Origin of the sequence: Mycolicibacterium peregrinum, from assembly GCF_001665625.1 — a bacterium.
Classification (GTDB): domain Bacteria; phylum Actinomycetota; class Actinomycetes; order Mycobacteriales; family Mycobacteriaceae; genus Mycobacterium; species Mycobacterium peregrinum_B.
Window position 1 is genome coordinate 42,580 of the sequence record NZ_LZSY01000086.1, and the last position, 19,783, is coordinate 62,362.

The 19,783-nt window shown below is 66.7% G+C and carries 18 protein-coding genes and 2 tRNA genes; 8 read left to right on the forward strand and 12 right to left on the reverse strand.

The features are described from left to right. Positions 1–19: 19 nt before the first annotated feature. Complete coding sequence (locus tag A5779_RS11395; protein WP_064881842.1) at positions 20–1,012, reverse strand: thiamine-phosphate kinase; 993 nt, start codon at positions 1,010–1,012, stop codon at positions 20–22. Between the two features lie 108 nt (positions 1,013–1,120). Here A5779_RS11395 and A5779_RS11400 point away from each other — a divergent pair, with 108 nt between their 5' ends. Both A5779_RS11400 and A5779_RS11405 read left to right on the forward strand, forming a co-directional pair. Continuing rightward, positions 1,121–1,363, forward strand: coding sequence for an Lrp/AsnC family transcriptional regulator (locus tag A5779_RS11400; protein ID WP_064881847.1), 243 nt, complete (start codon positions 1,121–1,123; stop codon positions 1,361–1,363). Positions 1,364–1,373: 10 nt separating this feature from the next. Continuing rightward, positions 1,374–1,937, forward strand: coding sequence for a DUF3515 domain-containing protein (locus A5779_RS11405; protein ID WP_064881849.1), 564 nt, complete (start codon positions 1,374–1,376; stop codon positions 1,935–1,937). Between the two features lie 2 nt (positions 1,938–1,939). Here A5779_RS11405 and A5779_RS11410 read toward each other — a convergent pair whose 3' ends face one another. From A5779_RS11410 to A5779_RS11420, 3 genes are all read right to left on the reverse strand, one after another. After that, a complete protein-coding gene (locus A5779_RS11410) occupies positions 1,940–3,073 on the reverse strand; it encodes a D-alanine--D-alanine ligase family protein (protein ID WP_064881858.1) in 1,134 nt (377 codons plus the stop codon). A 61-nt stretch (positions 3,074–3,134) separates the two neighbouring features. Beyond that, positions 3,135–4,241, reverse strand: a complete 1,107-nt coding sequence (locus tag A5779_RS11415; protein ID WP_064881859.1) for a cystathionine gamma-lyase — start codon at positions 4,239–4,241, stop codon at positions 3,135–3,137. A gap of 31 nt (positions 4,242–4,272) precedes the next feature. Further along, positions 4,273–5,271 (reverse strand): NAD(P)H-dependent glycerol-3-phosphate dehydrogenase, encoded by a 999-nt coding sequence (locus A5779_RS11420; RefSeq protein ID WP_082941650.1) that lies wholly within the window; start codon positions 5,269–5,271, stop codon positions 4,273–4,275. A 64-nt stretch (positions 5,272–5,335) separates the two neighbouring features. On the opposite strand from A5779_RS11420, the gene cofC reads away from it, so the two are divergent. The 3 genes from cofC to mutT1 are packed head-to-tail and all read left to right on the forward strand — an operon-like array spanning position 5,336 to position 9,225. Next, positions 5,336–6,001, forward strand: coding sequence for a 2-phospho-L-lactate guanylyltransferase (cofC, locus tag A5779_RS11425; protein ID WP_064881861.1), 666 nt, complete (start codon positions 5,336–5,338; stop codon positions 5,999–6,001). Between the two features lie 22 nt (positions 6,002–6,023). After that, positions 6,024–8,231, forward strand: a complete 2,208-nt coding sequence (locus A5779_RS11430) for an RNA degradosome polyphosphate kinase (RefSeq protein ID WP_064881868.1) — start codon at positions 6,024–6,026, stop codon at positions 8,229–8,231. Positions 8,232–8,286: 55 nt separating this feature from the next. Continuing rightward, positions 8,287–9,225: an 8-oxo-(d)GTP phosphatase MutT1 gene (gene mutT1, locus A5779_RS11435; protein WP_064881870.1), complete on the forward strand. Its 939-nt coding sequence runs from the start codon at positions 8,287–8,289 to the stop codon at positions 9,223–9,225. Positions 9,226–9,286: 61 nt separating this feature from the next. Here mutT1 and A5779_RS11440 read toward each other — a convergent pair whose 3' ends face one another. The 3 genes from A5779_RS11440 to leuC all read right to left on the reverse strand — a co-directional run bounded on the left by A5779_RS11440 (position 9,287) and on the right by leuC (position 12,134). Beyond that, a complete protein-coding gene (locus A5779_RS11440) occupies positions 9,287–9,850 on the reverse strand; it encodes an HU family DNA-binding protein (protein WP_064881872.1) in 564 nt (187 codons plus the stop codon). A gap of 214 nt (positions 9,851–10,064) precedes the next feature. After that, the gene (gene leuD, locus A5779_RS11445; RefSeq protein ID WP_064881882.1) at positions 10,065–10,658 is read right to left on the reverse strand and encodes a 3-isopropylmalate dehydratase small subunit; all 594 of its coding nucleotides are present in this window, start codon (positions 10,656–10,658) and stop codon (positions 10,065–10,067) included. A gap of 21 nt (positions 10,659–10,679) precedes the next feature. Next, positions 10,680–12,134: a 3-isopropylmalate dehydratase large subunit gene (leuC, locus tag A5779_RS11450; RefSeq protein ID WP_064881890.1), complete on the reverse strand. Its 1,455-nt coding sequence runs from the start codon at positions 12,132–12,134 to the stop codon at positions 10,680–10,682. Positions 12,135–12,253: 119 nt separating this feature from the next. Between leuC and A5779_RS11455 the strand changes: the two genes are divergently transcribed. Beyond that, positions 12,254–12,955 (forward strand): IclR family transcriptional regulator, encoded by a 702-nt coding sequence (locus A5779_RS11455; protein WP_064881892.1) that lies wholly within the window; start codon positions 12,254–12,256, stop codon positions 12,953–12,955. A 303-nt stretch (positions 12,956–13,258) separates the two neighbouring features. Here A5779_RS11455 and A5779_RS11460 read toward each other — a convergent pair. From A5779_RS11460 to A5779_RS11480, 5 genes are all read right to left on the reverse strand, one after another. Further along, positions 13,259–13,331: transfer RNA gene (locus tag A5779_RS11460), tRNA-Glu, on the reverse strand. Between the two features lie 68 nt (positions 13,332–13,399). Next, positions 13,400–13,474: transfer RNA gene (locus A5779_RS11465), tRNA-Gln, on the reverse strand. Between the two features lie 141 nt (positions 13,475–13,615). Further along, positions 13,616–15,082, reverse strand: coding sequence for a glutamate--tRNA ligase (gene gltX, locus A5779_RS11470; RefSeq protein WP_064881894.1), 1,467 nt, complete (start codon positions 15,080–15,082; stop codon positions 13,616–13,618). 9 nt (positions 15,083–15,091) lie between these two features. Then, positions 15,092–15,868 carry a fumarylacetoacetate hydrolase family protein gene (locus A5779_RS11475; RefSeq protein WP_064881896.1) on the reverse strand — a complete coding sequence of 259 codons (777 nt, stop codon included), beginning with the start codon at positions 15,866–15,868 and terminating at the stop codon, positions 15,092–15,094. A gap of 60 nt (positions 15,869–15,928) precedes the next feature. Then, positions 15,929–17,104 carry an alpha/beta hydrolase family protein gene (locus tag A5779_RS11480; RefSeq protein ID WP_064881977.1) on the reverse strand — a complete coding sequence of 392 codons (1,176 nt, stop codon included), beginning with the start codon at positions 17,102–17,104 and terminating at the stop codon, positions 15,929–15,931. 91 nt (positions 17,105–17,195) lie between these two features. Between A5779_RS11480 and A5779_RS11485 the strand changes: the two genes are divergently transcribed. Both A5779_RS11485 and A5779_RS11490 read left to right on the forward strand, forming a co-directional pair. Then, complete coding sequence (locus A5779_RS11485) at positions 17,196–18,386, forward strand: MFS transporter (protein ID WP_064881898.1); 1,191 nt, start codon at positions 17,196–17,198, stop codon at positions 18,384–18,386. Positions 18,387–18,647: 261 nt separating this feature from the next. Beyond that, complete coding sequence (locus tag A5779_RS11490) at positions 18,648–19,772, forward strand: hypothetical protein (protein WP_131811634.1); 1,125 nt, start codon at positions 18,648–18,650, stop codon at positions 19,770–19,772. Positions 19,773–19,783 lie beyond the last annotated feature (11 nt).

Below are 19,783 nucleotides of genomic sequence, written 5' to 3' on the forward strand. Positions count from 1 at the left end.
GCCAACTTAGCGTGAGCCGTTAGTCGAACGACTGCCATCCCGCGTTTCCCGTCCACGGCGCGCCGTCGACGAGCACCCTGGCCGGTCCTTCCGACACCCGCCCGACGGCGCGCCAGCCGGATGGCAGCGCACCGGGGAAAGTGGCGGCCAGCGCGTGGTCCTCACCACCGCCGAGCACCCACTCCCACGGGTCGGCTCCCACCGCCGTGGCGGCATCGGTGACCGCGAGGCGATCGGCATCGAGAAGGCCGCGGTCCAGGTCGATGCCGACGCCGGAAGCCGTCGCGATATGACCCAGGTCGGCGAGCAGGCCGTCGGAGACATCGGTCATCGCGGTGGCCCCGGCGTCGGCCGCGCGGGCGCCCTGGCCGTACGGCGGGTGCGGGGTCAGGTGACGCTGCCGCAACTCGGCGAAGCCGTCCTGTCCTTCGATGCCGCGCTCCCACAGCGCGAAGCCCGCTGCCGAGCGGCCCAAGTCACCCGCCACCGCGACGGTGTCGCCGACTCGGGCGCCGCTGCGGCGCACCGGTTCCCGGCCGCCGAGATCACCGAGCACCGTGACAGATATCACCCACAGCGGGGCACTGACCAGATCGCCGCCGGCAATGCTGGCACCCAGCGCACGTGCCTCAGCCCACAGTCCGTCGGACACTTCCTTCGCCGCCGTGACGGGAGTATCGGACGGTGCTCCGAACGCCACCACGAATGCGGTGGCCCGCCCACCCATCGCCTCGATGTCGGAGGCGTTCTGAGCGATGGCTTTTCGCCCGATATCGTGCGGCGTCGACCAGTCGAGCCGAAAGTGGCGGTCCTGCACCAGCATGTCGGTGGAGACGACGGTGCGGCCGTCGGACACCGTCACCACGGCGGCATCGTCACCAGGGCCCAGCGTCACGGCCTCGGCTTGCGCGCGCCCGGCCACCAGACGGTCGATGACGACGAATTCCCCGGCGGACGCCAGGGTGTCGCCGTCGTCGTCTCCGGGATCGTCGCCGATCGTCTTGCCGGTCATGTCGCCTCCTGCCGGTCGGCCGCCGCGCCGGAAGAAACCGGACCCGACCTGCGGTACGTTTGGTGCCTGCGGCCAGCAGTTTATGCAGCGAGATCAAGGAGACAGCCGGTGGTGGAGGCTTACGTGCTGATCCAGACGGAGGTGGGCCGCGCCGAAGTCGTCGCCAAACAGCTCGCCGGCCTTCCGGGTGTGGTCGCCGCGGAATACGTGACCGGACCCTATGACGTGGTCTTGCGGGTCAGTGCCGACACCTTGGCCGAGCTGCAGTCCGACGTGGTGCCTGCGGTGCAACAGGTACCCGGAATCACCCGGACCCTGACCTGCCCGATCGCCGACACCGGCCGGCCATAGAGTTGGTGGTGTGACCGACTCGCCCGCCGCCGACGGACCGCCCCGCACCCTGCTGATCGCAGCGGTCGTCGTTGCGGTCTCGGTGCTGATCACCGTCCTCGGTATCGCGGCGTCCCGGCAGCGCTCACCCGAACAGCAACCCGTCGCCATTCCGTCGATACCGGCACCGCAGGCCGACAGCCAGCAGTGCCACGACCTCCTGAACGCACTACCCCAGCAGCTCGGCGATTTCCGTCGTGCCCCGACTGTGGACCCCACCCCGCCGGGCACCGCGGCCTGGCGTGCCGAGCCCGACACCGAGCCGGTCGTCCTGCGCTGCGGGCTGGAGCGCCCCACCGATTTCGTCGTGGGCACGCCCCTGCAGGTGGTCGACGAGATCCAGTGGTTCCGAGTGGGCGAATCGGGACCGGCCACCGATGATCAGGGCCGCAGCACCTGGTACGCGGTCGACCGCCCGGTGTACGTCGCGCTGACCCTGCCAGCCGGGTCGGGGCCGACACCCATTCAGCAGATCTCAGGTCAGATCGCCCGCACCATGTCCGCGCAGGAGCCGGCACCGGCTCCGGCGCGCTGAGGTCAGCGCAGGCCGGTCCCGCGTGCCAGCGCGGTCTCGACCATCGCGGTCAGCAATGTCGGGTAGTCGACGCCGCTGGCTGCCCACATCCGCGGGAACATCGAGATGGTGGTGAACCCCGGCATCGTGTTGATCTCGTTGATCACCGGGCCGTCGTCGGTCAGGAAGAAGTCGACGCGGGCCAACCCCTGGCAGTCGATCGCGGTGAAGGCACGCACCGCCAACCGGCGGACCTCGTCGGAGATGTCGTCGTCGACCTTGGCCGGCACGTCCAATTCGGCTGCATCGACGAGGTATTTGGTGGCGAAGTCGTAGAAGCCGTCCTCGCGTCCGCGCACGCCGGCCACCCGGATCTCGCCCACGGTGCTCGCCTCGATGCTGCCGTCGGGGAATTCGAGTACACCGCATTCCAGTTCGCGGCCAGGAATCGCGGCCTCGACGATGACCTTGGGGTCGTGGCGCCGCGCGAGTTCGATCGCCGCGGGCAGCTCATCCCATGTCGACACCCGACTGACGCCGATCGAAGAGCCGCCTCGAGAAGGCTTGACGAACACCGGCAGGCCGAGGCGCTCGCGGTCCTCCAGATCGAGGGTCGGAACGGAACCGTCGGGACTGGGACGCAACACCACGAAGTCGCCGATCGGCAGCCCCTCGGCGACGAGCAGCTTCTTGGTGAACTCCTTGTCCATACCGGCTGCGCTGGACAACACGCCGGAGCCGACGTACGGAATCCCGGCCAACTCCAGCAGTCCCTGGATGGTGCCGTCCTCGCCGTACGGGCCGTGCAGCACCGGAAAGACGACATCGACGGCGGCCAGCAGTTCACCGGGACCATTGCTCAGCGCCAGCAGCTGCCCACTGCGGTTCGGGGCGGCGGGCAGCGCCAGCTCGGTACCGGACGTCTCGGTCACCTCGGGAAGCCGGCCGTCGGTGATTGCGAGGGTCTCGGGGCTTCCGTCGGTCAACACCCACGAACCGTCGGGGGTGATCCCGACGGCGACGACCTCGAACCGCTCCGGGTCGAGGTTGCGCAGGATGCTGCCTGCCGATACGCAGGAAATCGCGTGCTCAGAGCTACGCCCGCCGTAGACGACGGCGACGCGGGTGCGGGATCCGGTCTGGTTGCGGGCTGTCACAACCTAGAGAGGCTACCGTCCCGGTCCGGACCTGCCGTCCGGCGCATCCCGACCAGGGCCTTCATCGCTGCAACGCCTGCTCGACATCGGCGAGCAGGTCGTCGGTGTCCTCGATCCCGGCCGAGATGCGGGCGAAACCGGCGGGAACGGGGTCACCCCAGCGTGCCCTGCGGTCGACCGAGGTGTGGATTCCGCCGAAGCTGGTCGAGGCGATGAGCAACGTGCTGCGCTCCACCAAGGCGTGCACGGCGGCGGCATCGGCCAGCTCGATCGACACCAATCCGCCGAAACGTCTCATCTGGGTGGCCGCCAGTTCGTGTGCCGGATCTTCGGGCAACCCCGGATAACGCACCGAGCGCACCGCCGGATGGCTGCGCAGCATCACCGCCAGGGCTGCGGCGTTCTGGCACTGCCGTTCGAAGCGCAGTCCGGCACTTCCGAGGCTGCGCAGTACCAACCACGCCTCGAACGCACCCAGGATCGGCCCGGCCAGCAGCCGGTCGCGCTCCACTGCGGCCATCAGCTCGGGCTGGCTGCCCGCCACGTAGCCGGCCACCAGGTCGCTGTGTCCCGACAGTGATTTGGTGGCACTGGCCACCACCAGGTCGGCGCCGAGCGAAAGTGGTTGTTGACCCAGCGGTGTGGCGGTGGTGTTGTCGACGACGAGGGTGGAGCCGCGACTGCGGCACGTGATCGCCAACCGGTGCAGATCGACGACGTCGAGCCCCGGGTTTGCCGGCGTCTCGGCAAGCACCACGTCGGCTTGAGCGGCCGCCTCACACATCTCGGCGACACTCGCTTCGATTACCGTAATGCCCTGTGGTGCAAGGTATTCCATTGCATAACGGCGGACCTGATAGTAGCCGTCGGCGGGGACCACGAGCGTGGTTCCCGGTTTGGCCAGCACCCGAAGCGCCGAGGTGATCGCGGCCATGCCCGACCCGAATGTGAGTGCAGCTCCGGCACCCTCCAGTTCGGCCAGCGCCGCTTCCAGCTGCCGCCATGACGGGTTGGAGCTGCGGCCGTAGCTGTCCAGCGGCTCGGTTTCGTCGGGCGAGAGATGAAACGTCGACGCGGGCACCGGGATCGGCGCCACCGGTTGGCCTGGAACCGATTCCAGACCAACAGCTTTGACGCTCCGCGTGGAATCCCCGTACAAGCCGTCCATACCTGCTTTTCCTCCTCGCACCGGAGGCCGGTCACTCCGGTTTGGTGCTGCGACCCAGTAGTCCCGCGACTGCCTCGTGAACAGACAATCCCTTGTGACACACCCGATAAATGGCGTCGGTCAACGGCATCTCGACGCCGTAGCTGGACGCCAGCGCCAGCACCGATTCACACGAGGCCACTCCCTCTGCCACGTGACCGCCTCCCGCGATCATCGCCGATTCCATGGTGCCGCCCTTGCCGAGCCGCTCGCCGAACGTGCGGTTACGCGAATGCCGGGACGTACAGGTGGCCACGAGGTCTCCGACGCCGGCCAAACCGGCCAGCGTGGCGGGGGTGGCGCCCAGCGCGATACCCAGCCGCATGACCTCGGCCAGGCCGCGGGTGATGATCGCGGCCACGGTGTTCTCTCCCAGCCCGACGCCCACCGCCATACCGCAGGCAAGCGCGATGACGTTCTTGCAGGCGCCGCCGACTTCCGCTCCGACCACGTCGGCGTTGGTGTAGGGCCGGAAGTATCCGGTGGCCAGTGCGCGCTGCAGCGTGACCGCGCGTCCCGAGTCACTACAGGCGACGACGGTCGCCGCGGGCTGCTCGTCGGCGATCTCACTGGCCAGGTTCGGCCCGGTCACGACGGCGACCCGGGACGAATCGACGCCGGTCACCTGCACGATGACCTGACTCATCCGCATGAGTGAGCCGAGCTCAATTCCCTTGGCCAGACTGACCAGGGTGACGTCGTCACCGATCAGGTGCTTCCAACCCTCCAGGTTCCCCCGCAGCTGCTGAGCAGGCACACCGAGCAGCACGGTGCAGGCGCCCGCCAGCGCCTCGGCCGGATCGGAAGTGGCCCGGATCGTCGACGGCAGCACGACATCGCCGAGATACCGACTGTTGCGATGCTCGGTGTTGATCTCCTCGGCGACCTCGGGCCGGCGGGCCCACATCGTCACCGGATTTCCCGCATCCGCCAGCACCTTGGCCAGCGCCGTCCCCCACGCACCGGCACCCATCACCGCAGCCTCTACCACCCGTTCACCCTATCCCGGCGGCTGCGCCACGCGCCGTCACCGGCCGGGCTGGCAGGATGAACCCATGAGCGGCTCCCGGAGCGGCAACGCGGCAGCAACGCAGGCCGCCGACGTCACCCTCGTGATCGCGGTGAAACGGCTGTCGGCCGCCAAAACCCGGCTGGCACCCATCTTCTCCGCGGCCACGCGCGAGGCCGTCGTGCTGGCCATGCTCGTCGACACCATCAACGCCGCGTCGTCCATCGCCCCCGTCACCGTCGTCACCCCGGACGAGACGGCGGCCGACGCCGCGCGGCAACTCGGCGCCGGCGTTCTGATGGACCCCACACCGCCCGGTCATCGTGACCCACTCAACAACGCCATCGCCGCCGCAGAGGCCGAGCTCCGCTCCTCTTCACCGAATATCGTTGTCCTCCAAGGGGATCTACCTGCACTGCAACCCCAGGAGTTGGCCGAGGCGCTGTCTCTGGCCCGCGGTTATCAACGCAGTTTCGTCGGCGATCGGCACGGCACCGGAACCTCGGCGCTCTTCGCGTTCGGCACTCCCCTGGCTCCGCACTTCGGATCCGATTCGGCTGCGCGCCATCGTCACTCCGGTGCGATCGAACTCACCGGCGCCTGGCCCGGTTTGCGCTGCGACATCGACACTCCCGACGATTTGCAGACGGCACGGCGGCTCGGCGTGGGCACCGCCACCGCACGCACCCTCGGCAGGCATGCCGTTAGGTAGCCGGGGACCCGCGCGATAGGGAATGATCGGACAGATGAGCGAAGCCACCGAAGCCGAGCCAGGTACCCGGTCGAACAACTCTCACCGGGACGCCGCGGCAGCCGTATCGGGGCAGTCCGACGAGTCGGCGACACCCGAAGCGCCACCGGCGGCCACCTCACCTGCGGTGGACGACGCGCTGCCCGAGGACCGCTACCTCAACCGCGAGCTGAGCTGGCTGGACTTCAACGCCCGGGTCCTGGCCCTGGCGGCCGACACTTCGCTGCCGTTGCTCGAGCGGGCGAAGTTCCTGGCGATCTTCGCGTCCAATCTCGACGAGTTCTACATGGTCCGGGTGGCCGGTCTCAAACGCCGCGACGAGATGGGACTTTCGGTGCGCTCGGCCGATGGCCTGTCCCCGCGCGAACAGTTGCGTCGCATCAACGAGCGCACCCAGCAGATCGCCAACCGGCACGCCAAGGTGTTCCTCAGCTCGGTCCGCCCGGCGCTGGCCGAAGAGGGCATCGTCATCGTCAACTGGGCCCAGCTCGACGAGTCCGAACGCGCAAAGCTCTCCACGTACTTCCACGAACAGGTGTTCCCGGTCCTCACCCCGTTGGCGGTGGACCCGGCGCACCCGTTCCCGTTCGTGAGCGGGCTCAGCCTGAACCTGGCCATCACCGTCAAGCACCCCGACGACGGCGGACAACACTTCGCCAGGATCAAGGTGCCTGACAATGTCGGTCGCTTCGTGGAACTGACGCCCCCTGCCGATGGATCGACGGTGGTGCGGTTCCTGCCGATGGAGGAACTCATCGCGGCGTTCCTGCCGGTCCTGTTCCCCGGCCTGGAGATCGTCGAGCACCACGCGTTCCGGATCACCCGCAATGCCGACTTCGAGGTCGAAGAGGATCGCGACGAGGACCTGCTGCAGGCACTGGAACGTGAGCTGGCTCGACGACGGTTCGGGTCGCCGGTCCGGTTGGAAGTCTCCGACGACATGACCGAGAGCATGCTCGAATTGCTCTTACGGGAGCTCGACGTGGCCCCCGGCGACGTGATCGAGGTGCCCGGGCTGCTGGATCTCTCCGCGCTCTGGCAGATCTACGACGTGGACCGGCCCGCGCTCAAGGACCGGCCGTTCGTGCCTGCCACCCCACCGGCTTTCGGCGAACGCGAGACACCGAAGAGCATTTTCTCGACGCTGCGCGACGGCGATGTACTGGTGCACCACCCCTATGACTCGTTCTCCACCACGGTGCAGCGCTTCATCGAGCAGGCCGCCGCCGACCCCAACGTGCTGGCCATCAAGCAGACCCTCTACCGGACCTCCGGTGACTCACCGATCGTCAACGCTCTGATCGACGCGGCCGAGGCCGGCAAGCAGGTCGTGGCGCTCGTCGAGATCAAGGCCCGCTTCGACGAACAGGCCAACATCAAGTGGGCCAGAGCGCTTGAGCAGGCCGGCGTACACGTCGTCTACGGGTTGATCGGACTCAAGACCCATTGCAAGACCTGCCTTGTGGTGCGGCGCGAGGGGTCGACGATCCGACGCTACTGCCACATCGGCACCGGCAACTACAACCCGAAAACCGCGCGACTGTACGAGGACGTGGGGTTGCTCACCGCCGATCCCGACATCGGCGCCGATCTCACCGACCTGTTCAATTCACTGACCGGCTACTCACGCAAGGACTCCTACCGCAATCTGCTGGTGGCTCCGCGCGGCGTGCGTAAGGGCATCATCGAGCGCATCGACCGCGAAATTGCCGCTCACCATGAGGGAGCGACGACCGGAATCCGGTTGAAGGCCAACGCCCTGGTCGACGAGCAGGTGATCGATGCGCTGTACCGGGCGTCGCAGGCCGGGATCCCGGTCGAGATCGTGGTGCGCGGTATCTGCGCACTGCGCCCTGGTGTGCCCGGCTATTCCGACAACATCACAGTGCGCTCGATCCTCGGACGCTTCCTGGAGCACTCGCGGATTATTCACTTCCGCGCCATCAACGAGTTCTGGATCGGCAGTGCCGACATGATGCATCGTAATCTCGACCGCCGTGTCGAAGTGATGGCTCAGGTCAAGGATCCGAGGCTGGCCGCACAACTCAACGAGGTGTTCGAGTCCGCGATGGATCCGGCGACCCGGTGCTGGGAGTTACGACACGACGGCCATTGGACTGCGCTGCCCCAGGAAGGGCAGACAGTCCGCGACCACCAGGTGTCGCTGATGGAACGTCACCGGCACCCCTGATCCCCACTTGGCCGGGCCCATAGCCCGGACCGGTGAATGACCTGCAGGAGTTGAGGTGTCCGACGACAGCACGAAGGCGGCCAAACCGGGCACCAAGCTGGTGCCCGCGGCAGGCGCCGTGTTGTGGCGCGGCGGTCAGGACGCCGCAGGCGCGACCGTCACCGAGGTAGCCGTGATCCACCGTCCTCGCTACGACGATTGGTCGCTTCCCAAGGGGAAGGTCGAACCGGACGAAACCGATCCGGTGGCCGCGGTACGCGAGGTTCACGAGGAGACCGGGTACGCGGCACAGCTCGGCCGCCGGCTCGGCTCGATCTCGTACGAGATTCCGCAGGGCACCAAACGGGTCTGGTACTGGGCGGCTCGCGCCACCGGAGGAGACTTCACGCCCAATGACGAGGTGGACAAGCTCATCTGGCTGCCGGTGCATGCGGCCATGGATCAGGTCGCCTATCCGCATGACCGAAAAGTGTTGCGCCGCTTCGAAAAATACCCGCCAGATACGAAAACTGTGATCGTGGTGCGGCATGGATCGGCCGGGCGGCGGTCACGATTCAAGGGCGACGACCGCAAGCGACCACTCGACAAGAAAGGTCGGGCGCAGGCCGAGGCTCTGGTCGCCCAACTATTGGCATTCGGTGCCACAACGCTTTACGCGGCCGATCGGCTGCGCTGCCATCAGACCTTGGAACCTCTGGGCCAGGAGCTCGGTGTGGACATCCACAACGAGCCGGCACTGACCGAAGAGGCCTACGCCGACGATCACAAGGCCGCTCGCAATCGATTGCTCGACATCGCGGCGCGTGCAGGTACACCGGTCATCTGCTCACAAGGCAAGGTGATCCCCGGGTTGATCTCCTGGTGGTGTGAACGGGACCGCGTGCGACCCGCCACGACTGGGAATCGCAAGGGCAGTGCGTGGGTGTTGTCGATCGCGGACGGCCGGCTGCTGGCCGCCGACCACATGTGCAGTCCACTATCCAAGCAGCAGTAAACCCACACGAGAAAGGCACGTCGTGAGCTCATCTACGGCTCACGACGTGCCTTTACCGTAATTACTTGCGGCCCTTCTTGGCCGGTGCCTTCTTGGCAGCGGCCTTCTTGGCGGGCGCCTTGGTCGCGGCCTTCTTGGCAGGAGCCTTGGTCGCGGCCTTCTTGGCCGGTGCCTTCTTGACTGCGGCCTTCTTGGCGGGCGCCTTGGTCGCGGCCTTCTTGGCAGGAGCCTTGGTCGCGGCCTTCTTGGCAGGTGCCTTCTTGGCGGCGGTCTTCTTGGCGGCAGTGCGCTTGGCAGGGCCTGCGGTGACGCCACGCTTGACGGCCGGACCGTCAGCCGGGAGACGCTGCGCCCCAGCGACAACCGCCTTGAACTGTGCACCCGGCCGGAAAGCCGGCACCGAAGTGGGCTTGACCTTCACGGTCTCGCCGGTGCGCGGGTTACGGGCCACCCGGGCAGCGCGACGGCGCTGCTCGAAAACACCGAAGCCGGTGATCGTGACGCTGTCACCCTTGTGCACCGCGCGGACGATGGTGTCCACAACGTTCTCGACCGCGGCGGTAGCCTGCCGACGATCGGTGCCCAGTTTGGTTGTGAGTACGTCGATGAGCTCCGCTTTGTTCATCCAAAACCTCCGAAACCAGTGGTCCTCTTTGGACCGACTAGAGGACACGGTAAACCCTGTGACCACTGATTTCCAAGAGCCACGCGCAATTTCAGGCGTAGCTAGCGAACAATCCGGCAATCCGCTTGCCCCACTTGGACTCCGCCGGGACGGGTCCAGAACCGGTTTGGCAGGCGGCGAATTCGGGCGCTGAAGCGCCCTCGGGAGGCCTCGATCAGGCCGGCAGAGTACGCGGCTTCCAGCTCGGCCTGCGCTTCTCATAATCCTCGATCGAAGACAGTTTCCGCAGCGTAAGGCCTATATCGTCGAGTCCTTCGAGCAGCCGCCAGGCCGTGTAGTCGTCAATTCTGAACGGCAACACAACCGTTCCGGCGACGATATTTCGATCTTGAAGATTCACAGTGATTTCCAGGCCGGGATTCTGCTCGATGAGCTTCCATAACAGCTCGACATCGTCTTGGGCGACCTCGGCGGCCAATAGCCCGGCCTTGCCGGCGTTGCCGCGGAAAATATCGGCGAATCGGGATGAGATAACCACCCGGAAGCCATAGTCCATGAGCGCCCAGACGGCGTGTTCGCGAGAAGATCCGGTACCGAAATCGGGCCCGGCGACCAACACGGAGCCTTTGTCGAATGGCGGGAGATTCAGAATGAACGACGGATCCGTGCGCCAGGCGGCGAACAATCCGTCCTCGAAACCTGTTCGGGTGACCCGCTTCAAATAGACCGCGGGGATGATCTGGTCGGTGTCGACGTTGGACCGCCGCAGCGGGACCCCGATTCCGGTGTGTGTACTGAAAGCGTCCATCACGCTTCTCCTTCTGGCTTTTTAGCGGGTCGCGGCGGGCAGATCGGCAGGGGACGCGAGTTTTCCGCGCACGGCGGTGGCAGCCGCGACAGCCGGTGACACCAGGTGGGTGCGGCCGCCCTTACCCTGTCGGCCTTCGAAATTCCGGTTGGATGTGGAGGCGCAGCGCTGCCCCGGGGACAGTTGATCGGGGTTCATTCCCAGACACATCGAGCAGCCGGCCTGCCGCCATTCGGCGCCTGCGGCGGTGAATATCTGGTCTAGACCTTCCGATTCGGCCTGGGCACGCACCCGCATCGAGCCCGGCACGACCAGCATCCGCACCCCGTCGGCCACCTTGCGATCGCGCAGCACGTCGGCGACCACTCGGAGGTCCTCGATGCGACCGTTGGTGCAGGAGCCGACGAAGACGGTGTCCACGGCGATGTCGCGCATGGCCATCCCGGGCCGCAGATCCATGTAGGCCAAAGCCTTCTCCGCCGACTGACGCTCGCCGTCGTCGCCGATCAACTCAGGATCCGGGACCGAAGCGGACAACGGGACCCCCTGCCCCGGGTTGGTGCCCCACGTCACGAACGGGCTCAACGCGGCGGCATCCAGGTAGACCTCGGTGTCGAATTCGGCACCCTCGTCAGTGCGCAACTGGCTCCACGCGGCAATGGCGGCGTCCCAGTCCGCTCCCTTGGGAGCGTTCGGACGGCCTTTGAGGAACTCATAGGTGGTCTCGTCGGGAGCCACCATCCCGGCCCGCGCCCCGGCCTCGATGCTCATGTTGCAGATCGTCATCCGGCCTTCCATGGACAGCGCTTCGATGGCACTGCCCCGGTATTCGATGACGTGGCCCTGGCCGCCGCCGGTACCGATCTTGGCGATGACGGCCAAGATGATGTCCTTGGCGCTCACCCCGGGCGGAAGCACGCCGTCGACGTTGACCGCCATGGTCTTGAACGGCTTGAGCGGCAGTGTCTGCGTGGCCATCACATGCTCGACCTCGGATGTGCCGATGCCCATAGCGATGGCGCCGAACGCCCCGTGGGTCGAGGTGTGGCTGTCTCCACACACCACCGTCATGCCCGGCTGTGTCAGTCCGAGCTGCGGTCCGATGATGTGCACGATGCCCTGCTCGACGTCACCCATCGGGTGCAGTCGGATACCGAATTCCTCGCAGTTGCGCCGCAATGTCTCGACCTGCGTGCGCGAGACAGGGTCCGCGATCGGCTTGTCGATGTCGACCGTCGGCACGTTGTGGTCCTCGGTGGCGATCGTCAGGTCGGGCCGTCGCACCGGCCGACCCGCCATGCGCAGACCGTCGAACGCCTGCGGGCTGGTGACCTCGTGCACGAGATGCAGGTCGATGTAGATCAGGTCGGGCTCGCGGGACGCGCCCTCGCCCTCACCGCGCGCCACGACGTGGTCTTCCCAAACCTTTTCGGCCAGTGTGCGCGGCTTCACGGATGTCTGTGTCGATTGGTCCATCGCTACTTCTCGATTCGATTAACGGCATATGCGGGCTTGCGTCAAGAGTCCGCCAGGGCTGGGCGGTACTGTCGTCATCTCGCCTGTCATCTCACAATGCGAGACGCTAGTATCTCTCTGTGAGAAATGATAGCGGCATCGGCGTTCTCGACAAAGCGGTGGGTGTGCTGCACACCGTGGCCGAGTCACCTTGCGGGCTGGCCGAACTCTGCGAGCGGACCGGACTCCCCCGAGCGACCGCGCACCGGCTGGCCGCGGGACTCGAAACCCACCGGCTGCTGGCCCGCGACGGCGACGGCCGCTGGCGCCTCGGCCCCGCACTGACCGAATTGGCCTCCCACGTCAACGATCCGCTGCTGGCCGCCGGGGCCGCGGTACTGCCCCGCCTACGCGAGATCACCGGCGAGAGCGTCCAGCTGTACCGGCGCGAGGGCCAATCACGGGTCTGCGTGGTGGCGTTGGAGCCGCCGGCCGGACTTCGTGACACCGTGCCGGTCGGGACCCACCTCCCGATGACCGCGGGCTCTGGAGCCAAAGTGCTACTGGCCTACGCCGACGCGGCCACCCAGCAGGCCGTGCTTCCGGCGGCCAAGTTCACCGATCGGGCGCTGGCCGAGGTCCGCAAGCGCGGCTGGGCCCAGAGTGCCGCCGAACGCGAGCCAGGAGTGGCCAGCGTCTCGGCGCCGGTGCGTGACGGGCGCGGCGCCGTGATCGCCGCGGTTTCGGTGTCCGGACCGATCGACCGTATGGGTCGCCGGCCGGGAGCCCGTTGGGCTGCCGATCTACTCGCCGCGTCCGACGCCCTGACCCGGCGACTGTGAGGCGAATCTCAGTAGCCCGGTGTGTCACGCCAGAGTGGCTGTCGAGCGCCGGCGCCACTCCAGCGTGACAACCCAGGCGGCCCACCGCCGCCCGCACCACCGAGTCTCACCGAGCGTCACGCCAGAGTGACCTTCGACACCCAGAGCCACTCTGGCGTGGCAAAGCCGGCGGGACGGGCGCAAGAGGAGCGCACGACGGGAGAGCGACGCAAACCCGGGCGGACGAATCCCATACAACGCAACAGCGCCCAGTTCGTGAGAACTGGGCGCTGTTGCGGTTCGCGCCGAGGCGCTCACCTTCTGTACCCCCGATGGGATTCGAACCCACGCTACCGCCGTGAGAGGGCGGCGTCCTAGGCCGCTAGACGACGGGGGCTAGAACTTCCGGATGGTCAGCATAGCTCAGGCAGTGGTGCTCGCCTAATCCGGCTGAACCGCTCCGGATGGCTGGGGTACCAGGACTCGAACCTAGAATGGCGGTACCAGAAACCGCTGTGTTGCCAATTACACCATACCCCATTAATTGCCTATCACCGCAGGTGGCAGGCAATTTCGGTCCGATCGGCTCAGCGGGGGCTTCCCCGTTTTGCTTTTCGGGCCGACGAGCAGACTACCAAAGAATTTCGGCGCTTTTTACCAAGCCCCGCCACCCCCCGGCGCTCACAGCCGGGCCCGGGCGGACCGCAACCGCGTCAGGCTGCGGTCGGCCCCCAGCAGTTCCATGGATTCGAACAGCGGCGGGCTGATCGTGGCGCCGGTGACGGCGACGCGGATCGGCCCGAACGCCTTCCGTGGCTTGAGCTCCAGACCGTCCAGAAGGGCCTCCTTGAGCGCCGCCTCGATGTTGGCGGTGTTCCACTCCCCGACCGCCTCCAGGGCGCTCAGAGCGGCATCCAGGACCGGTGCGGCCTCCTCGCGCAGTTCCTTGGCAGCGGCCTTCTCGTCGATCTCGTAGGAGCCGTCGTCGAAGAACTTCAGCAGCCCCCACGCATCGCCGAGGACGACGATGCGCGTCTGGACCAGCGCGGCCGCTTCGGCGAATGCGGCGTCGTCCAAACCTGTGTCGTGGCCATGGGCTTCGAAGTACCCATGCAGCCGAGCCGTGAAGTCCTCGACCGTCAGCAGCCGGATGTGCTCGGCGTTGATCGCGTCGGCCTTCTTCTGGTCGAACCTCGCCGGGTTGGAGTTGACGTTGACGACGTCGAACGCGGCCACCATCTCCTCGAGGCTGAACACGTCGTGATCGTCGGCGATGCCCCAGCCCAGCAGCGCCAGGTAGTTCAGCAGACCCTCCGGCAGGAAACCGCGATCACGGTGCAAGAACAGATTGGACTGCGGATCCCGCTTGGACAGCTTCTTGTTGCCCTCGCCGAGAACACTTGGCAAATGAGCGAATTCAGGCACCCGCTCAGCCACGCCGATCCGCATCAGCGCCCGGTACAGCGCGATCTGACGCGGCGTCGAGGGCATGATGTCCTCGCCGCGCAGCACGTGGGTGATCTTCATCATCGCGTCGTCGACCGGGTTGACCAAGGTGTACAACGGATCTCCGTTGGCGCGGGTGATCGCGAAATCGGGCACCGAACCCGCCGGGAAGCTCACCGGCCCGCGCACCAGATCGGTCCAGCCGAGGTCCTCGTCGGGCATCCGCAGGCGCAACACGGGCTTGCGGCCTTCGTCGACGAATACCTTGCGCTGCTCGTCGGTCAGGTCCCGGTCATAGTTGTCGTACCCGAGTTTGGGATTGCGTCCGGCCGCCACGTGCCGCGCCTCGACCTCTTCCGGCGTCGAATATGCCGCGTAGACCTCGCCGGCCTCGAGCAGGCGGTTGATCACGTCACGGTAGATCTCGCTGCGCTGCGACTGCCGGTACGGCTCGTAGGGGCCGCCGACCTCGGGGCCCTCGTCCCAGTCCAGCCCGAGCCAGCGCAACGCGTCGAGGATCGCGGCGTAGCTCTCGGCACTGTCACGCGCGGCATCGGTGTCCTCGATGCGGAAGACGAACGTTCCGCCGGTGTGCCGGGCGTAGGCCCAGTTGAACAGCGCGGTACGCACCAACCCGACGTGCGGTGTGCCGGTCGGGGACGGACAGAACCTCACCCGGACCGGACGAGAGGGAGATGTCATCACTTGCCTCTATTTCTGCTTACGCACAACGGGATTGGTGAGGGTGCCGATGCCTTCGACGGTGACGCTCACGGTGTCCCCGTCTTCGATCGGACCGACCCCCTCCGGGGTTCCGGTCAGGATCAGATCACCGGGTAGCAGCGTCATCACGGCCGAGACCCATTCAACGATGGCACCGATGTCGTGGATCATCAGCGAGGTTCGGCTGCGCTGCCGCACTACGCCGTTCACTTCGGTGCGAATCTCCAGATCGGACGGATCGAGGTCGTTGACGATCCACGGGCCCACCGGACAGAAGGTGTCGTGCCCCTTGGCCCGCATCCACTGACCGTCCTTGGCCTGCTGGTCGCGCGCCGAGATGTCGTTGGCAATGGTGTAGCCCAGGATGTTCTCGGCGGCGCGCGCAGCGGGGACGTCCTTGCACGGCCGCCCGATCACGATCGCCAGCTCCCCCTCGTGGTGAACGGGGTTGGCATCGGCCGGCAACTGGATCGGCACATTGGGGCCGATGATCGCGGTGTTGGGCTTGAGGAAGATCACCGGATCCTCGGGCGCCGCACCGCCCATCTCCGCGGCGTGAGCCTCGTAGTTCTTGCCCATGCAGATGACCTTGCTGGCCAGGATGGGTGCCAACAGGCGGACGTCGGCCAGTGGCCAGCTCCGCCCGGTGAAGTTGGGGTTACCGAACGGATGCTCGGCGATCTCTTTGCAGACGGCATCTGCACCGTCGCCTTCGACACTGACGAAAGCGACGCCATCGGGACTGGCGATTCGACCTAAGCGCATTTTGACCAGGGTAGTGCGCAGTGTCTTACGACCAGCGCTGACGCCTCCGGTCGGCTTCCGTCAGTGCCCGTCGAACAGCGCGGCGAGGAACGGCGTGGAGTCCGGAACCGAGGCCAGCACGGTGCCCGAGTGATCCTCGTCGGGATAGACCTTCAATGTGACGTCCTGGCCGTTGGCGCGTAGCTGATCGGCGAGCTGTTGCGACATGTTCGGCGGAACATCGCGGTCCAAGAGCCCGACGCCGAGGAAGATCGGCCGGTCGTAGCCGCTGGTCGGTGTCCCCATGTAGGCGTCGAGAGCTTCCGGAACGCCGGGCCGGGTGGCCAACGGCGCGCTGAAGTACGCCGTCGGTGTCATACCGGCCAGCTGCTGATCGAGATCCGGCTTGCACAGTGTCTCGGCCTTGTTCACCGCGTCCAGTCCGGCGGGGGTGAGCACGCTGTCGATGTCGAGATCGGGGCGCGCCTCACGCAGTCCGGCGAGGATGTAGCCGGTGTAGCTGTTGGCCGCGGGTCCCAGATTCGGCGGCAGCAACATATCGGGCCCGGACTGTTCGACGATTCCCTGGACGTTGAACGGTGTTCCGGTGGCCACCACGCCGCGGTAGTCCAGACCCGTCCCCCGGCTGAATTCGGTGGCCCAGCGCGCACTGTTGACCGCGGCCCCGCCGCCCTGGGACTGACCGACGATGGCCCATTTCGGTGACAACGGCAGGTCCATGTGGTGCATGGCGATCACCGAGTCGACGACGCTGTGGGCGGTGGCCACGCTGTTGAGATAGCTCATCAGCCCGGGGGTGCCGAGTCCGGCGTAATCGGAGCCGACGACGGCGTAGCCCTGGTCGAGCCAGTGCGTCAGGTATTCGGCATCCCGCGCGCTGCGGGGCTGCGCCGACGGTGCGCAATCGTCACCGAGTCCCACCGTGCCGTGCGCCCACGCGATGGTCGGCCAGCCGCCGTCGGGTGCCTGGCCGTGCGGGATGAACACCACAGCGGTACTGACTGCGGCTGCATCATGCTGGTCGACAGTCGAATACAGGATGCGGTAGGCACTCGCCGCGCCCGGTACCGACAGCGCCGGGTCCAACGGAACCGTCTCGATCAGGGTGCCTGCCACCGGAATCGGTGCGTCATAGTGCCGGGCATCCAGGCCCGACCAGTCCGGTGCGACTGCCGCCACCGCCGTCGGCGCCGTCAAGAATCCACACGTCAGCAGAGCGGTGACCGCAAACCACATCTTCACGGTCACAGCCTAGGACAGTCCGGACGCTTCTCATATATTGAGATGTCAGTTCAATATTTTGGGACATCCGTGAAACGATGCAGACATGCCGGTTTCGTCGATCAGCACATTTCGCCGTTGGTCGATGTTGGTGATCGCGTTGACTGCGACCACATGTGCCAACGTGTTCATCAACGGCGCGGCATTTCTCATCCCCACCCTGCACGCCGAGCGAGGCCTGGATCTGGCGCAGGCCGGTCTGCTGTCGTCGATGCCGAGCTTCGGATTGGTGGTCACACTGATCGCCTGGGGCTACGTCGTCGACCGGGTCGGTGAACGGATCGTGCTGACGGTGGGCTCGGCCCTGACCGCCGCGGCGGCGTTCGGAGCGGCCGCCGCGCATTCCCTGGTGGCCGTCGGCGTGTTCCTGCTACTGGGCGGAATGGCCGCGGCCAGCAGCAATTCGGCGAGTGGGCGGGTCGTGGTCGGCTGGTTCCCACCCGACCAGCGTGGCCTGGCCATGGGAATCCGTCAGACGGCAACGCCTCTGGGTGTCGGACTGGGCGCGTTGGTCATTCCGCGCCTGGCTGAATCCCACGGTGTGGCAACCGCATTGCTGTTTCCGGCGGTCGTATGCGTGCTGTCCGCGGTGATCTGCGCTGTGGGCGTGCTGGATCCGCCACGGCCACCCCGCCACGAAGCACCGGCCGAACACCTCGCCAACCCGTATCGCGGTTCAAACGTGTTGTGGCGCATCCACGCAGTGTCGGTTCTCCTGGTCGTGCCCCAGGGCCTGGTGTGGACCTTCACCCTGGTGTGGCTGATGAGCGATCGGGGTTGGTCCGCGGCCTCGGCGGGCACGCTGGTGACCATCGCCCAATTGCTGGGCGCGGCAGGACGAATCGCCGCGGGCCGCTGGTCCGATGTGATCGGACAACGGCTGCGTCCCATCCGCACCATCGCGTTGGCGGCGGCAGCGACAATGGGGCTGCTGGCGCTCACCGACTGGCTGGGCTCCCCGATCAGTGTCGCCCTGATCGTGATCGCCTCGGTGATCACGGTGTCCGACAACGGTTTGGCGTTCACGGCAATCGCGGAGATCGCCGGCCCGTTCTGGAGTGGGCGCGCACTCGGTACCCAGAACACCAGCCAGCACCTGGCCACCGCCAGCTCTGCGCCGTTGTTCGGCGCGCTGATCGGTGTGGCCGGATACCCCGCGGCCTTCGCGGTGTGCGCATTGTTGCCGTTGCTGGCGGTGCCACTGGTTCCGGCTGATCCGGTGCGCAAAGAACCGTAGGGCAGCGGGTCTCAGCCGACATACGCTGCACTGATGAGATCGGGCATCCCCACTCGAGTAGGTGCGGCGAGCCGGCCGGTCAGAACCGGTCGTGTCGTATCCGCACTCTTGGCGTTCGCACTGGCAACAAACGCATGTCAGGTGCACGACCAGCCGTCGAGCCCGCCGTCTCCAACCGCCCTGCCGGAGACTCACGGCCCGTTGATCGCCTACACCGTGCCGAGAGCCACCCCCTGGTTCGACTCGGGAGAGGTGGGTTTCGTGCTGACTGAAGGCTCGAATCCCATTGCCACCTGGAAAAAACAAGTTGGTGCGTCCCGGTTCGCGGGCCTGAGCGGACCTGCCTTCACTACCGACGGAACCTATGCCTTCGCGCAGTACGCCGATGAGCAGGCTGGGCGCTATCCCTACGACGGCGGCGACATGCACGCCGAGCTGGTGTGGACAGATGTGGCAAGCCGTCAAACTCACGAGGTGGCCATTCCGGCTCAGTCTCGCACCGACTCTCAACGGCCGAGTCGACCCGGCCTCCCGTATCCGTTGCAGGGCAGCACAATCGTCTGGCAGGCCCCGCCGACAGCGGACGCTCCCGACGGTCAGGTAACCCTGATGCAGTTGGACCTCAGCCGGCCGAGCCCGACGCCCAGTGTGTTGCGCACCGTTCAATTACCGCCACGAACGCCCGAGCAACAGGCGGTACCCGCCGAAACCCAGGACTTCACCGGAAACGTGATCGGCGCAGGCCATGGACGGGTGGCCATCGTCAAGAAGTACGGCTCGGACAGGTTCACCCAGGCCGATCGCCTGTTCCTCGTCGATGCCGACGGCACCGTCCGCGATGTCGCGCACCAACCGACCACGCAGTGGATATCTGCGGTCTTCAGCCCCGACGGCACCAGATTCGCCTACGAAACCGGTGCCATCGACAAGACCGGCTCCTGCGACCGACACCAGGTCACAGTGTTCGACTCCGCCACCGGCCACCAAGCTGCCGGATTTCCACCGGGGCCCTTCGATGCGACCCCCGGGCCCTACTTCTATGGCAATCAGAGCGGCGCGGTGTGGTGGACATCCGACGGGAGGCTGCGGGCCACCGCGGGTGCCGAGCAGTGTCCGACGAATCGGTCCGAGCCCACGTCGGACAGCGGCGTGTGGGAGCTGAACGGCGGCCAGTGGACACAAGTCGCGCCGTCGGGAACCTACCGCGACTACCCGCTGCCCGACGGAGACGCGGTGATCGTCGCGAAGGTGCCCCGACCGCCCGATGAGCGGCAGGCCAACCAACCGCCTACCGTCACAAGCTTGTTCATCCGCGAGGGCGATCAGCGCGTCCACATCGCCGATGTCGACGCCAGCAGCGTCGCCGTTGCACCGGCCCAGCCCTGACCGCGCACAAC